The organism is Flavobacterium ginsenosidimutans (assembly GCF_003254625.1).
GTDB lineage: Bacteria > Bacteroidota > Bacteroidia > Flavobacteriales > Flavobacteriaceae > Flavobacterium > Flavobacterium ginsenosidimutans.
Genome location: NZ_QJRJ01000078.1, coordinates 61,322 through 75,818, shown reverse-complemented (window position 1 = coordinate 75,818; position 14,497 = coordinate 61,322). Strand labels below are relative to the sequence as shown.

Genomic DNA, 14,497 nt, shown 5'->3' with positions numbered 1-14,497 from the left:
TCACATAACCATTTTACTTTTCCCTAATATTGAACACTAATAATATCCTTTATTTTGTTGGCTTAGCCCAAAACAAATTTGGATTATTTGTCTTGTAATTTGTAGTTTTTACGTTTGTTTTAGTATTCGTAGACTCTGTTTTTTGTGGAGTTTGCTCGATTCCATCTAAAGGCAATAGTTCAATATACGCAATTTCTTTTCCGTCTTTTGCAGTTTCAGTATCGTATTCGCTGTAAACTGGAGTTTTTAGCCTATATAGATTTTTAGCCATATAAGTTTCTAAGTAATATTCTTTAGTCTGCGTTGCTTTGTTGTTCCAGTTTGCTTCTGGATTTAGAATCAATGTTTTGCCGTTAATTAATCTTTCTCTTACTTCTTGAATTCCAAGTAATTCTCCTTTCTCATTCATAACATAAGCATCGAAAGTAGGATCAATCCAAATCCATTTTTTAAATTCGTTGCTGTAAACCATATTAATTACGTGGCAATCATCAAAATCAGTTTCCTTTGGCATGCAGGTAATATATCTGGATTTTATGCCCATAGCTAAATAACATTCATTAAGAATTGTTGACATCATTCTGCAGTTAAGACCTCGATTTTCGGTTTTGCAAATTTTAATTAAATCAATAGCATTTTTTAAATCTGGATTATAACTAGCTCCATCATGTCTAATTATTTTATGTACCCAATGCAGTAAATTAAGAATTTGAGAGGTTTCGCTTCCAGTTCCAGCAATTGAATCCAATTTTAAATCTTTTCTAATTTTCATTAGGTTTGGATTCTCCATTGGTTGATAAGTGAATTCAGGAATAAAACGATTGTCAGAGTAGTTGTACTTGGCTGCTTTTTTTAGTATTTCCAAACGAGATATAACGGCTTTATACTTGATCTGTGTATGAGCTTTTACAGAATCATTAAGTAAAATCACAAAATCAAATTGAGTGTTTTTTTTAATTTTTACAGAGATAGAATCTTTATCAGTAATAAAAGTGACTTTTTTTCCTAAAGATGATGTTTCGTATACATCAGGATTTAGTTCAGGAGAAATGTTCCAAGATTGTTTTTTATATTCTTTACCGTCTCTAATATCAAGTTTTTTTGATACTGCTTTTATAGTTGGAATATTTTGTTGACTTATAACTAACTGTGCTAAAAAGCTAAAAAAGATAATAAGACTGATTTTTAATTTCATTTTTTGATTTTTGATTGAGAATAATATTTTGATTGAAATGGAACAAGTTTGATAATGAGTAGACTACAAAATTCCTCTAGATTTAATCTCCAGATATTTGTTGATTGCGTCAAGCGTAAGATTTTCTGGCTGCGTCAAAACCGAATGTATTCCGTATTTCTTTAATTCGTTTACGATTAAACGTTTTTCGAACATGAATTTTTCGGCAATAACTTTGTCGTAAACTTCCTGAATAGTAGTTGTTTTTTTATTGATGATGGAGTTGAGTTCTGTATTTTGGAAGAATACCACAACTAGCAAATGGCTTTTTGCAATTCCTTTCAAATAAGGTAATTGACGATTTAAACCATCCATTGTTTCGAAATTGGTGTAAAGAATAATTAAACTTCTCTGATTGATGTTTTTCTTAATATCAACATACAATCGGCTGTAATCGCTTTCAAAAAAATCTGTTTTGATATTGTATAAAGTTTCAAGGATTTTCTGCATTTGAGAACCTCTTCTTTCTGCAAAAACTCGGTTTTCTACTTTTTTAGAAAAAGAAAAAAGTCCAGCTTTATCTTGTTTTTTGAGAATTACATTAGATAAAACCAGAGAAGAATTAATAGCATAATCTAATAAGCTTAATCCACCAAAAGGCATTTGCATGACGCGGCCTTTGTCGATTGCCATATAAACCGACTGCGATTTTTCGTCCTGAAACTGATTCACCATCAAAGAATTTCTTTTTGCGGTAGCTTTCCAGTTTAAAGTTCGCAAATCATCACCTTGAACATATTCCTTAATTTGTTCGAATTCCATTGTATGTCCAATTCGGCGTATTTTTTTAATTCCGTATTGAAACAGATTATTCGAAAAAGCAATTAAGTCGTATTTTCTTAGCTGAATATAAGAAGGATACGTTGGAACCATTTGATTATTATCAAAAGAAAATCTTCTAGAAATCAGTCTTAAAGGCGAAGAAACATAAACATTTAAAGAACCGAAATAGTATTCTCCGCGTTGTGTTGGGCGAAGATCGTAACCAATTTCTTTTTGTGCTGCAGCTTTTATGGTTTTTACAATCTTGAAGTTGCGAACTTGAAATTGAAACGGAATTTCATCAATAATTTTTACCGAAACTGGAAAATTATAATGATTCTTTAAATTGATTTTGATAGGATTTAAATCTCCATTTGATAATTTTTCTGGAGTAATTCTTTCAGCTTCAAGTCCTGTTCTTGCTAAATACAAAAGTAAAATGTCAAGTCCCAAAAAAGTAACTAAACCCAAAACAAGCAGCCAAACTGCATTATACATATTTGGAAAAATAAATGCACAGATAAACAATCCTATAACGCCTATTAGCACATAGAAAAAGAAATTGTTTAGATATAGACTTTTTATGAATTTCATTTTTTTTGTTTCAAGTTTTCTTTTTGTTTCAGGTTTCAAGTTTCGCATTTCTCTGTCAGGCTGAGCGAAGTCGAAGCCATCTCACAATTAACCATTAACCATTAATAATTAACAACTATCTCGGTATTTCTACCGTTTCAATAATCTGTTTAATGATTTCTGAACTTGTAATTCCTTCCATTTCGCGTTCTGGAGCAACAATTACACGATGCTGTAAAACAGGAATTGCTGCTTCTTTAATATCTTCTGGCGTAACAAAATCACGTCCGCGGATCGCGGCGAAACCTTTTGAAGCGTTCAAAATAGCGATTGAAGCACGAGGCGAAGCCCCTAAATATAAAAAGGCATTTTCGCGCGTATTTACTACAATTCGAGCAATGTATTCTAATAAGTTTTGTTCTACTCTAATTTGTTTAACCAAACCTTGATATTCTTTGATTTCTTGAGAAGAAAGAATGGTTTTAATCGCATCTAATTTTCCATGATCTTGTAATGAATGTTCTCTTTGAATGATTAAGATTTCTTCATTCAATTTTGGATAATCAATCGTAATTTTAAAAAGAAAACGATCCAATTGCGCTTCAGGTAAACGGTAAGTTCCTTCCTGTTCTACTGGATTTTGAGTTGCAATAACCAAAAATGGCGCTTCTAACTGATAAGCAGAACCGTCAATTGTAATTTGACGCTCTTCCATAACTTCAAAAAGTGCAGCTTGTGTTTTTGCTGGAGCACGGTTAATTTCATCAATTAAAATCAAATTCGAGAAAATTGGCCCTTTTTTGAATTCAAATTCTGAGTTTTTCAGATTGAAAATAGAAGTTCCTAAAATATCAGAAGGCATTAAATCTGGTGTAAACTGGATTCTGCTGAAACCAATATTTAAGGTTTTAGCCAATAATTTAGCCGTAATTGTTTTAGCAACTCCAGGAACACCTTCTAAAAGAACGTGACCATTTGATAAAATAGCAACTAAAAGCTGATCTACCATTTTGTGCTGACCCACAATAACTGTTTCGATTTCTTTTTTGATCGTGTTTACATGATCTAAAAGCGGTCCTAAATTAATTCTTGTTTCAAAATTCACATTTTCGTTTGTGATTTCGTTTGATGTTGTATTGATATCGTCCATAATTTGGTCTTTTATTTTATGTTTTTTTTTGCCACAGATTAGAAAGATTAAAATGATTTTATAAAAAACTAATCTGTGTTAATCCGTTTAATCTGTGGCTAAATAAATTAATGTAAAATCTTTTCAATTGCCGTATTTATTCGAATCAGATCATCTTCGAGACTTCCGTGATAACTGTTTCGATGGTCGTTAATTAATTGAATCAGTTCTCGAATGTCTTTTTCGTCTTTTCCAGTTTTATAATGCAGTTTAGTTATAAAATCATCATCGAGTTTTGAAGTATCAAGCAAATAATCGGTTCTGATTTTTTCTAAAAAGTAAATAATTTTTTTGTCAATAATATTGGTATGATCGCCTTCTTGATAATATAAATTTCCAATTGTTTTGGTAAAATCAACCGTTAAATTCTGCAAAGGTTTTATGATTGGCACAATACGCTGTTTTCGTTTTGCATTGAAAATCATAAAAATAAGAATTCCAATTAAACCTAAATACCAAGCTGACTTTAAAGCAGGCTGACTCCAAATATAACGCAGTGGCGAACTTGAAATACGCTTATCATTGAAGCTTTTATTGTACCAGAAAATGTTTCCTTTTGGAACATAAGACATGACATTTTCAGCATACAAGTAATGATCTTTTTTCAGTAAATTATAATTGGTAAAAGCTACAGGCTGCGTATGCAGATAGATATGACCATTTTTATAAGGAACTTCAATAAAGTTAATCTGCCTTTTGTTTTTATTGCTTGTTTGATATCCTAAAACTTTTGTCTTTAAAGTATCAATTTTAGAAAAATAATCACTTAAACCAGTATTGAAAGTATATTTTTTGGTGCTAACCTTTTGATTTGCCATCCAAACCGAAATACTTTCAGAAGGCATAAAATCTGTTTTTAATTCAATTTTTAAAGAATCTAGCAATGGTTTTGGAAATACTTTCATACTTAAAAAAGCATTATTCCCGTGCGATACAAAGTATAGAATCTCAGTCATAGATTGATCGTCAATATTATTGACTTCTGAGATATTAATAAAAGTACCTTTAATTTTATAGGTTTCTACACCTTCAGTTTCATCGTATTGAGAATCCAAATATTCGTATGGAGTCTCGATCGAGATTCTTTCTATTTTCTGCTTAAAAAGAGCATCAGCTTCTTGATTAAAAACATATAAACCAAACGGAATTTTATCTTCAACAGAGTATGTCGGAGTCCAGTCAATAGGTTTTGGCTGACCTTTGTCTACAAGTAATGTTATTCCGAAAATTAAAACCAGAATAGCAATGTATATTTTAACTTTATTATCCATTACCAAACGTTTTTAATGCTTTTTTAAATCTGTTTTCAGTCTTTCTAAATATGGCATCATCAATCTCAAATTCGCCGTACCAAATATAATTATACAAATAAGAAAGATAGGTAAACTCTTCTTTATGAGCAGGACTTTGCAGTTCATACAAATAATCAGAGTTGGTTTTTTCGATATCCCATTCAATATAATGGTGCTGTGCCATTACTTTTAAAAGCCATAAATAATAATATCTTACAGCAATTCTTTTTTCGCCAGCTTCAATACTTTCTTGGATAAGTTTTTCGAAGTCTAAAAGATGAATATTTTTTTCTGCATCTGAATAAAACAGTGTTCGTTTATTGGCATTTTTTCCGAAAATCCATCTTCCTTCTTGTTTGGTTAATGCTCTGGCTATAAAGTAAATCAGAACGATAACGACAAGAATTGCAATTATTCTAAATAAAATAGCAACAAAATTAAGAGATGTTTTTACGCTGCTGAAATTAAATAAACTAGCAAGTTGTCTTGCCAGCCAATGCATAAAATGATCGAGCAAGCTTTTTTCAGGAGCTTTATATTCGTAGATAAATTCTTTGTCAGTATATTTTTTCTTGAAATTTTTCTCAAAATGTCTAGCCTCAACAGTTCCAGAATCGACTTTAATGTCTTTCTCGGTATATTTAATTGCGGCAATTTTTGGCGGATCTTCTTTAATAAGAGTATCTTGAGCATTTAAAGTGCCCAAGCAGAAAAGAAAATATAAAATAATAAAAAACCTATTCATTAGTATGATCTCCAATTAAATCAATTGATTCAGATTCAAGCTTGTTTTCTGATTCTAAACTATAATAAACCATTCCCTGATTAATTATAATTGCATTATTAAAAATGTTGCCAAGGATAATAAGGACAATTACAATAATCGTTATAAAACCTATTAATAAAGGCGATGGTTCTAAAGCTTTTGTGCTATTCGAATCAGAATTTCCGATAAAATAGGCAAGCGAGATAAATAAACCCACAAAGTAAAAAAACATTGTTATGGCGGTTTGAACAAACTGCATGATAATCATCATAATAAATGTTGTCCCGATAGTATTCCAAAAATCTTTTTTGACTAAATAAATGGCATGTTTTAACGATTCAAAAAAGCGCTTTTCCTCTGTTAGATAACTATAAAACCAAAGATTTAAAAACGTAAAACACGTTGGCAAAGCAATTATAAGCAACGGAATCCCAATAATAATGAAACATAAAAGAAACATGATAATTAATGCTATCAATAAAACGGGGAAAACTATAAATAAAAATCCGAAGCTAAATTTTATCAATTTAAATAGAACCTTGAAAAAATTTGAAAGGACATCATTTAATTCAAAATCCTTTTTGCCGGTTCCTAACATTTTCAAATATAAAACAGGATACGCATAATTAAACAAGGATAAAATCAGGAATAGAAGTACAGAAATAAATATTAAAAGAACTGTAAGAGCTTCGTTATTATTGAAATGCTCTAATAGATCACTTTTTAATTGTTGATTTCCAAAACCTGAATTTTTAATCGCTTCGAAATTGACTTCAATCAAAGTATAAATCATAATTCCAAAGAGAACTAAGAAAGCTCCATTTACAATGAAGAAAATCTTAAAAAAGTTTTTTCCAAAATCTTTGAAAAAAGTAAAAGTGTCGCCTAAATTATCACCTAATTGTCGTTTTTTATAAAGCTCAAACATTATAAATTAATTGATTTTGAAGTTATTTTTTTGTGTACAATAAAAGGATAAATCAGGTAATAAAACGAAATAATGGCAAGTGTAATCAAGATGATAAAACTGCTTAACCAATTTGGCATATCGATAGAATATCTTGTAATGAAACCTTCTAAAAATCCGGCACTTATCGTGAAAGGAAAAGTGCTTAAAAATATTTTGAAACTATTTTTGAAACCAATTTTAAACGAATTTAATCTGGAGAAAGTTTTAGGAAATAGGATAGAAGCACCCAAAATAAATCCAGCAGTTGTTTCGATTACGATAGCAAAAATTTCCATAGAACCGTGAATCCAAATTCCTCGAACACTTTTCCAGAAAACACCTTGCTCATAGAAAAAATATTGAAAAGACCCAAGCATAATACAGTTTTGGAGGAAAACATTAAAAGTTCCGATTCCTGCAAAAATCCCATAGAAATAACATTTTGCGCCCACAAAAAGGTTATTTACCGTAATGCCAATAAAACTTCCCCAATTGCTGCCAGAACCATATACGGCCATCGGATTGCCTTTTTTGATGTTTTCTAAAGTCATGTTTACGTAATCGTCTCCTAAAATCAGGCGTACGAAATCACGATCGTAACGAGCAGAAAGAGCACCAATTCCAACGGTAATAAAAAACAAAGCAAAAGCATAAACCAAATATCGTCTGTATTCGTAAACCAGCAATGGCACTTCAATTTTAAAAAAATCTACAACTCGATTTTGATCCGTACGTTTGGTTTTATAAATCTTTTGATAAATCTGAGAAGCCAAATGATTTAAATACACAACCGTTTTGCTTTTAGGATAATACGTTTGGGCATACGACAAATCATTCATCATTTGAATGTACAAATTAGCTAATTCATCAGGATTTTTTTTAGCTTTACCAAAAATTGCCAGCTCAAATTCGAGCCATTTTTCTCTGTTTTGTTTTATAAAGGCGATTTCTCTCATTGCAGGCTAAAATATGAAATATGTCAGAATTATCTATTAATACGACACAAAATGTCAAAATAAATTTTATTGCTGCTTCCGTAGGCGAAAGACTCGGAGCATTTTTTATTGATTTGTTTATTATAATCTGTTATATAACAGCTCTTTCCATTATTATTTTTGACTGGCTTCAGCTAGATCGATTCATGGTTGATTTAGACGATTGGTCTCGTGGCGCTATTTTTTTAGTGCTCTATTCGCCAGTTATAGTGTATTCGCTAGTTTTAGAAAGTGTTTTTGAAGGACAGTCGCTTGGTAAAAAATTAGTAAAAATTAAAGTCGTTAAAATTGATGGTTATCAAGCTGGTTTTGGCGATTATTTGATTCGTTGGTTTTTTAGAGTAATTGACTTTTTTACTCTTTGCGGACTTCCTGGTCTTATTAGCGTAATTACCAGTCAGAAATCACAGCGATTGGGCGATATGGCAGCGGGAACTGCGGTTATTACTTTGAAGAATAAAATTAATATCAGCCATACTATTTTAGAAGAAATTGGCGAAGCGTATGTACCGACTTATCCTTTGGTAATCAAGCTTTCAGATAATGATATGCGTATTATTAAAGAAACCTATCAAAAAGCAGCGGCTAAAAACGATCATGAAGTCATTTACAAATTAGTGGCAAAAATTGAAAGTGTAACAGGTATTAAAAATCAATCAGGAAACAATAGCGACTTTATACGTGTAATTTTAAAAGATTACAATTTTTATACACAACACATGTAATCTTTTCTTTAAGGATTTGAAAATGTTTTTCAGCTTTTGCTGATAATTTTTTATATTTAACTGATTATTAGTTAGTACGGTTTAATTAAAAAATAAAACATGAAAAATTCAAAGCTTTTCTTTATTGTATTTTTGTTGCTTGCTACTTTTTTTGGTTTCGCTCAAGGCGGAAAAAAACTAGATAAAATCATAAAAAGAGATTATCAGATTATTGAATGTACGATTTCAAAAATGTCTGATAAAACCGTTGAATATTCACTTCCTGGAGAAACAATTCAGATTTCATTAGATGTTTCGCAAATTGCCAAAATTGATTTTGCAAGCGGAAGATCTCAAATTTTTGATGTTAGCCAGACCAATAATCCTTCTTCATCTGGCTCGCCAGCAATTGCGGCATCTGAAATGAAGACCAATACCATAGCGGTACTTCCAGTTCCTTATTTAAATTCTGACACTCAGGAAAGTTCTGAAGAAATGGCAAAATTTGCACAAAATGACCTTTATAATAAATTGCTAGACAAATCTTCAAATATTTTACCGTTGACGGTTCAAGATTTAAGAACCACAAACAGCTTACTGCACAGCGCAGGAATAGATTATAAAAATATTGATGAAACCCCAATCGAAGATTTAGAGAAAGTACTAGGCGTAGATAATATTGTAGCGGTAAAAGTTTCATATACCATAAATTCTGGGACAACGGCAACTACTTATAACAGCGGAAATGCAAAAGTAAGCAACGACAACAAGAAAGTGAAAACCAATGATGTTTCGACTACAACATCCAGTACACAAGTTTACTATTACTATACCATATATTTTGACATGTATAAAGATGGTTCAAAGATCTATTCTCATACCCGTAAACCGTTTCTGGCAGTAAAAGACGGCTGGATGGATTCGGTTACTTATTTATTAAAAAGAAGTCCGATTTATGTAAAAAAATGATGATCGTTTTTATGAGTTAGATTTGTTAAGATTATTCCTTACAACTTTGTAACTTTGGCCCTTTGTAACTCATAAAAAAATGTTTCACTTACTTGATATTATTGGGACAATGGCATTTGCAATGTCCGGCGCTTTAACAGCAATGCATAAAAAACTAGATCCGTTTGGGGTTTTTATCATTGCATTTGTAACTGCAGTTGGCGGAGGAACGCTTCGTGATGTCTTAATAGGGAGAACTCCAGTAGGCTGGATGCGCGATATGCAATATGTTTATGTGATCATTTTAGGATTTTTTCTAGCGATTCTTTTTAGAAAAAGCTTCGATAAACTTCGAACTTCTTTGTTTCTATTCGATACAATTGGTCTTGGCGTTTTTACTTTAATTGGTCTTGAAAGAGGAATTGTAACAGGGCTTCATCCAGCAATTTGTATTGCATTGGGAACAATGACAGCTTGTTTTGGAGGCGTTATTCGTGATATTTTATGCAATGAAATTCCGAACGTTTTTAGAGAAGAAATCTATGCAACAATTTGTATTTTCGGCGGAATCGTATTTTTTGGATTGCGAAAACTAAATTTAAACGACGATATTTTATATTTAGTTACTTCGCTTGTAATCATTGTGATAAGATTAATGGCAGTTAAATACAAATGGCATTTAAAAGCATTCGATCATAAATAAGCATGAAATATAGCATTAAAAAATATTCTGAAAACGATTATTCAGTTTGGAACGATTTTGTCGTTCAGGCTAAAAATGCTACATTTTTATTTCATCGTGATTTTATGGAATATCATAAAGATCGTTTTGAAGATTTTTCGCTTTTAGTTTTCGAAGACGAAAAACTTTGCGCTATACTTCCAGCCAATAAAAAAGATAATTCTGTATATTCTCATCAAGGTTTAACTTACGGCGGATTGGTTTATAAAGAGCAAACAAAACTTAAATCGGTCATTGAAATTTTTAGGGATTTATTGTTTTTTTTGAATGAAAATAATTTCGACAAATTATGCCTCAAAACGCTTCCATCAATTTATCATTTAAAACCAGCTGAAGAAATTTTGTATAGTTTGTTTCTGGCAGAAGCAAAGCTGATTAGAAGAGATTCTCTTTCTGTGATCGATTTGCAGCAGCATAACATAATTTCTAAAATTAGAAAAAGAGGATTAAAAAAAGCAATTTCTAATGAATTGATTATTAAAGAAGATAACCAGTTTGAATTATTTTGGGAAAAAATTCTTATCCCGAATTTAGAAAAAACACATAATGCAACGCCCGTTCATTCAATCGATGAAATAAATACATTGAAGTCACTTTTTCCTGAAAATATTCATCAGTTTAATATTTACCAAAAGGATGAAATTATTGGTGGAACAACGATTTTTGAAACAGAAAGCGTTGCACATTGCCAGTATATTTCCAAAGATCCAAATAAAGAAGATTTAGGAAGTTTGGATTATCTTTTTCATTACTTAATTCATGATCGATTTTCAAAAAAACGTTTTTTTGATTTCGGAATTTCAAATGAAAATCAAGGCAAAAACCTGAATGAAGGATTAACTTATTGGAAAGAAAGTTTTGGCGCAGGTACTATTGTGCATGATTTTTACGAAATTGATACTGCCAATTATACTAAATTAGAAGATATTCTTATTTAAAAACAGAACACAAATGATATCTTTTCTCGATCTTAAAAAAATAAATGAACCGTATGAAACTGCTTTTCAGCAAAAACTGAAATTAGTTTTAGAAAACGGCTGGTATATTTTAGGAAAAGAATTGGGAACATTTGAAAAGGCTTTCGCCGAATATTGTCACTCTAAATACTGCATTGGAGTTGGAAATGGTTTTGATGCTTTAGCTCTTATTTTTAAAGGTTATATTCAGCTTGGGAAACTCCAAAAAGGAGATGAAGTTATTGTTCCTGCAAATACATATATCGCGAGTATTTTGGCTATTTTAGAAGCCGATTTAATTCCAGTTTTGGTCGAACCAAAATTAGAAACCTACAATATCGATCCCGATTTAATTCAGGAAAAAATCACATCAAAAACAAAAGCCATTTTGGCGGTTCATTTATACGGACAATTAGCCGAAATGCAGAAAATAAATGAGATCGCAGAAAAACACAATTTAATTGTCGTAGAAGATGCTGCACAATCTCACGGAACAGAAGAATTTAAATTCCAATCCCGAAGCCTCGGGATAAATTCCAAATTCCAAAACTCAGTTGTCACTCTGAGCGGAGTCGAAGAGCTTTCTTGTACCTCTGCCTACAGTTTTTATCCAGGCAAAAATCTAGGATGTTTGGGCGATGGCGGAGCAATTACAACAAATGATTCTGAATTAGCAAAAGTGCTTTTTTCACTTCGAAATTATGGTTCTGAAAAGAAATATCACAACGAATACGTTGGTGTAAATTCGAGATTAGACGAATTGCAGGCTGGTTTTTTAAATTTGAAATTGCCCAATTTAGATGCAGATAATGAAAAAAGAAGAGCCATTGCAAAACGATATTTAGCAGAAATCAAAAATGATAAAATTGTATTGCCATTTTGGGATTTTTCTAATAATCACGTTTTTCATTTGTTTGTCATTAGAACAGAAAACAGAGAACATTTACAGGAATATTTAGCTCAAAATAATATTCAAACTGTTATACATTATCCGATTCCGCCACATCAGCAAAAAGCTTTTTTAGAATGGAATAATTTGTCATTTCCAATTACAGAGAAAATTCACAAAGAAGTTTTAAGCTTGCCAATAAGTCCAGTTTTGACACAATCTGAAGTGGATTTTATTATCGAAATTTTAAACCAATACTAATTGAATTTCTATAGAAAAATAATTCAAACGAGTTTGTTTAAGATCACATCTTTAAACAGTTTTAGTGTTGCTTTAAAAATTGGAATTGGATTAATTACTTCGAAAATATTAGCAATTTTCGTTGGTCCAAGCGGAATGGCTTTGGTCGGAAACCTTCGTAATTTCTTGACTTCATTAGAAAATATTTCCACTTTAGGTTTTCAAAACGGAATTGTAAAATATACGGCTGAAAATGAGAAAACTAAAACCGAACTTCAAAAAATAGTTTCTACGGTTTTTATCAGTTTATTAGTTGTTGCGCTTCTGCTAAGCGGAATTTTATTTTTTACTGCTTCTTATTGGAACCAGAAAATCTTTGGAAATAATGCCGAATATTTAATTGTTTTTAAAGTCTTAGCATTGGTCTTACCAACTTACGGACTTTCTATTTTTTTAATTGCTGTAATCAATGGTTTGGGCAAATTTCAAAAAGTAATCTGGATCAACATTATCGGAAATATTATTGGTTTACTAATTTCCATTTTTCTGATTCTACAATTCAAAACCTCTGGAGCTTTGCTAGCAATTGTAATTGCGCCAGCTTTCTTGTTTTTTGTTACTTTTTATTTGGTTCAGCGAGAGATTCAGTTTCTTCAAATTATAAAATTAGATTTCTTCGATTTTAAAATTTTAAAAAATCTTTCGTCTTATTCTTTAATGGCGTTTGTTTCGTCTGTTTTTGGACCTTTTGTATTTCTTGCAATTCGAAATTATATTATTCATAGTTTAGGAATTGAGCAAGCAGGATACTGGGAATCAATGACGAGAATTTCGTTCTATTATCTAATGTTTGTAAGTACCATTTTAAGTGTTTATTTTCTGCCAAAATTAGCTAAAGCAGAAAATGATTTGGAAACAAAAAATATCTTTTTGCAGTATTATAAATTCATTCTTCCAATCTTTATTTTGGTGCTCACTCTCCTTTATTTTATGAGATTTTTTATTGTCCGACTGCTTTTTACAAAAGATTTTGTGCCCGTAACCAATTTGTTTTTCTGGCAGCTTTTAGGAGATGTTTTTAAAGTTTGTGCGCTTATTTTAGGATATCAGTTTTTTGCAAAAAAAAAGACTTCAGCATTTATTTTAACCGAATTATTTTCGCTTGCAGTTTTGTACTTTTTCAGTTTGTATTTTATTAAAATTTATGGAATTGAAGGAGTGGTGATGGGATATGCGCTGGATAATTTTGTATACTTTATTCTATTGCTTTTTTACTTTAGATCTGTTGTTTTTAGACGACAATAATTAAAATGAAGTTTTTAAATACTTATTCAAATCGCAATTTTAATTCTAGAGGAATGTATTTTATAAAAAGCGAAATGTCTAAAGTTCTATACGCTTTTTCCATTTCAAAATGCAGCCTCTTTAAAAGCGCTTTGTTTTCTTCTTTGGTTTGGTTTAATGCAATGGCCTTTTTTATAACTAAATAAGTCGATCGATTTATCTTTTTTGTTCTTGAATTGAATCTTTTATAAAACATATTTCCTAAAGAGTTGGCAAGCTCTCTTTTTTGAACTAAAATAGCATCTATGAACTCGAAATTGTAATTTCTTGAAGCTCTAATCCAAATGTCTAAATCTTCATAAGATAAATTTTCATCGTAGCCGTTTAATTCAATTAACACTTCTTTTTTCATCATTGAACTGATAGAGCAAATCATACTGCTTTGGCTTAAAATTGCTTTATAAATGTCTCCAGAAGCAGGTTTTACGATTGCTTTTTTATCAGTATCAACTTTGTAATAATAGTTTAGATGTGAGTTGTTTTCAGAAATAATTTCGGCATTTCCATAAACTATCGCTAATCGATCCATTTTAGAATTTAAGAAAGTGTTGATCTGTTTTTCAACACAATTCGGTAATAGTACATCATCAGCAGCTAAATCAATGATAAAATCTCCATTTGCTAATTTTAATGCTTTGTTAAAGGTTTTTGTATTGCCTAAATTGCTTTCATTAATTACAAGTTTAGCTTGAGAATAATTCTTTTGCCATTCTTTAATTTTTTTTGCAGAAGAATCATTACTAAAATCATCTGCAACTATAATTTCAATACTTTTGTAAGTTTGATTTACAATACAATTTAAAGCCTCTATTACAAACTTTTCATGATTGTAGCACAAACAAATAACAGTTACTAAAGGAAGGTTGTGCATATTAAAATTAAAGTGTTAAAATGAGTTTGTAAAATTCAAAAAT

General features: G+C 30.8%; 14 protein-coding genes. 6 read left to right on the top strand and 8 right to left on the bottom strand.

The features are described 5' to 3' along the window. Positions 1 to 49: 49 nt before the first annotated feature. The 7 genes from DM444_RS13630 to DM444_RS13600 form a co-directional block, all read right to left on the bottom strand. Entirely contained in the window at positions 50 to 1,195 is a 1,146-nt protein-coding gene (locus DM444_RS13630) for a transglutaminase domain-containing protein (protein ID WP_111287549.1), read from the bottom strand. 63 nt (positions 1,196 to 1,258) lie between these two features. Beyond that, entirely contained in the window at positions 1,259 to 2,590 is a 1,332-nt protein-coding gene (locus DM444_RS13625) for a DUF58 domain-containing protein (RefSeq protein ID WP_111287948.1), read from the bottom strand. 115 nt (positions 2,591 to 2,705) lie between these two features. Continuing rightward, the gene (locus DM444_RS13620; RefSeq protein WP_111287547.1) at positions 2,706 to 3,719 is read right to left on the bottom strand and encodes an AAA family ATPase; all 1,014 of its coding nucleotides are present in this window, start codon (positions 3,717 to 3,719) and stop codon (positions 2,706 to 2,708) included. A 107-nt stretch (positions 3,720 to 3,826) separates the two neighbouring features. Beyond that, positions 3,827 to 5,029 carry a DUF4350 domain-containing protein gene (locus DM444_RS13615; protein WP_111287545.1) on the bottom strand — a complete coding sequence of 401 codons (1,203 nt, stop codon included), beginning with the start codon at positions 5,027 to 5,029 and terminating at the stop codon, positions 3,827 to 3,829. Then, positions 5,022 to 5,795, bottom strand: coding sequence for a DUF4129 domain-containing protein (locus DM444_RS13610; RefSeq protein WP_111287543.1), 774 nt, complete (start codon positions 5,793 to 5,795; stop codon positions 5,022 to 5,024). Before DM444_RS13610 ends, DM444_RS13615 begins: the two co-directional genes overlap by 8 nt. Beyond that, positions 5,788 to 6,744, bottom strand: coding sequence for a hypothetical protein (locus DM444_RS13605; RefSeq protein ID WP_111287541.1), 957 nt, complete (start codon positions 6,742 to 6,744; stop codon positions 5,788 to 5,790). The genes DM444_RS13610 and DM444_RS13605 overlap by 8 nt, the downstream gene beginning before the upstream one ends. Then, a complete protein-coding gene (locus tag DM444_RS13600; protein WP_111287539.1) occupies positions 6,744 to 7,721 on the bottom strand; it encodes a stage II sporulation protein M in 978 nt (325 codons plus the stop codon). The genes DM444_RS13605 and DM444_RS13600 overlap by 1 nt, the downstream gene beginning before the upstream one ends. A 20-nt stretch (positions 7,722 to 7,741) precedes the next feature. On the opposite strand from DM444_RS13600, the gene DM444_RS13595 reads away from it, so the two are divergent. The 6 genes from DM444_RS13595 (at position 7,742) to DM444_RS13570 (ending at position 13,544) form a co-directional block, all read left to right on the top strand. Further along, on the top strand, positions 7,742 to 8,485 hold the full coding sequence (locus tag DM444_RS13595; RefSeq protein ID WP_111287537.1) for an RDD family protein: 744 nt from the start codon (positions 7,742 to 7,744) through the stop codon (positions 8,483 to 8,485). 99 nt (positions 8,486 to 8,584) lie between these two features. Then, positions 8,585 to 9,433: a hypothetical protein gene (locus DM444_RS13590; protein WP_111287535.1), complete on the top strand. Its 849-nt coding sequence runs from the start codon at positions 8,585 to 8,587 to the stop codon at positions 9,431 to 9,433. Between the two features lie 79 nt (positions 9,434 to 9,512). Continuing rightward, entirely contained in the window at positions 9,513 to 10,115 is a 603-nt protein-coding gene (locus DM444_RS13585; RefSeq protein WP_111287533.1) for a trimeric intracellular cation channel family protein, read from the top strand. Between the two features lie 2 nt (positions 10,116 to 10,117). Further along, the gene (locus tag DM444_RS13580; protein ID WP_111287531.1) at positions 10,118 to 11,092 is read left to right on the top strand and encodes a GNAT family N-acetyltransferase; all 975 of its coding nucleotides are present in this window, start codon (positions 10,118 to 10,120) and stop codon (positions 11,090 to 11,092) included. A 13-nt stretch (positions 11,093 to 11,105) separates the two neighbouring features. Then, positions 11,106 to 12,260, top strand: a complete 1,155-nt coding sequence (locus DM444_RS13575; protein WP_111287529.1) for a DegT/DnrJ/EryC1/StrS family aminotransferase — start codon at positions 11,106 to 11,108, stop codon at positions 12,258 to 12,260. Continuing rightward, positions 12,261 to 13,544, top strand: a complete 1,284-nt coding sequence (locus DM444_RS13570) for an O-antigen translocase (protein WP_239455687.1) — start codon at positions 12,261 to 12,263, stop codon at positions 13,542 to 13,544. A gap of 22 nt (positions 13,545 to 13,566) precedes the next feature. On the opposite strand, the gene DM444_RS13565 is transcribed toward DM444_RS13570, so the two are convergent. Then, the gene (locus DM444_RS13565; RefSeq protein ID WP_111287527.1) at positions 13,567 to 14,454 is read right to left on the bottom strand and encodes a glycosyltransferase family 2 protein; all 888 of its coding nucleotides are present in this window, start codon (positions 14,452 to 14,454) and stop codon (positions 13,567 to 13,569) included. Positions 14,455 to 14,497: the final 43 nt, after the last annotated feature.

Excerpts from the sequence above, each read along its gene's own strand:
- DM444_RS13585 (WP_111287533.1), top strand. The coding sequence starts at position 9,513 with ATGTTTCACTTACTTGATATTATTGGGACAATGGCATTTGCAATGTCC.
- DM444_RS13610 (WP_111287543.1), bottom strand. The coding sequence starts at position 5,795 with ATGAATAGGTTTTTTATTATTTTATATTTTCTTTTCTGCTTGGGCACT.
- DM444_RS13605 (WP_111287541.1), bottom strand. The coding sequence starts at position 6,744 with ATGTTTGAGCTTTATAAAAAACGACAATTAGGTGATAATTTAGGCGAC.
- DM444_RS13630 (WP_111287549.1), bottom strand. The coding sequence starts at position 1,195 with ATGAAATTAAAAATCAGTCTTATTATCTTTTTTAGCTTTTTAGCACAG.
- DM444_RS13565 (WP_111287527.1), bottom strand. The coding sequence starts at position 14,454 with ATGCACAACCTTCCTTTAGTAACTGTTATTTGTTTGTGCTACAATCAT.
- DM444_RS13600 (WP_111287539.1), bottom strand. The coding sequence starts at position 7,721 with ATGAGAGAAATCGCCTTTATAAAACAAAACAGAGAAAAATGGCTCGAA.
- DM444_RS13620 (WP_111287547.1), bottom strand. The coding sequence starts at position 3,719 with ATGGACGATATCAATACAACATCAAACGAAATCACAAACGAAAATGTG.
- DM444_RS13615 (WP_111287545.1), bottom strand. The coding sequence starts at position 5,029 with ATGGATAATAAAGTTAAAATATACATTGCTATTCTGGTTTTAATTTTC.
- DM444_RS13595 (WP_111287537.1), top strand. The coding sequence starts at position 7,742 with ATGTCAGAATTATCTATTAATACGACACAAAATGTCAAAATAAATTTT.
- DM444_RS13625 (WP_111287948.1), bottom strand. The coding sequence starts at position 2,590 with ATGAAATTCATAAAAAGTCTATATCTAAACAATTTCTTTTTCTATGTG.
- DM444_RS13590 (WP_111287535.1), top strand. The coding sequence starts at position 8,585 with ATGAAAAATTCAAAGCTTTTCTTTATTGTATTTTTGTTGCTTGCTACT.
- DM444_RS13575 (WP_111287529.1), top strand. The coding sequence starts at position 11,106 with ATGATATCTTTTCTCGATCTTAAAAAAATAAATGAACCGTATGAAACT.
- DM444_RS13580 (WP_111287531.1), top strand. The coding sequence starts at position 10,118 with ATGAAATATAGCATTAAAAAATATTCTGAAAACGATTATTCAGTTTGG.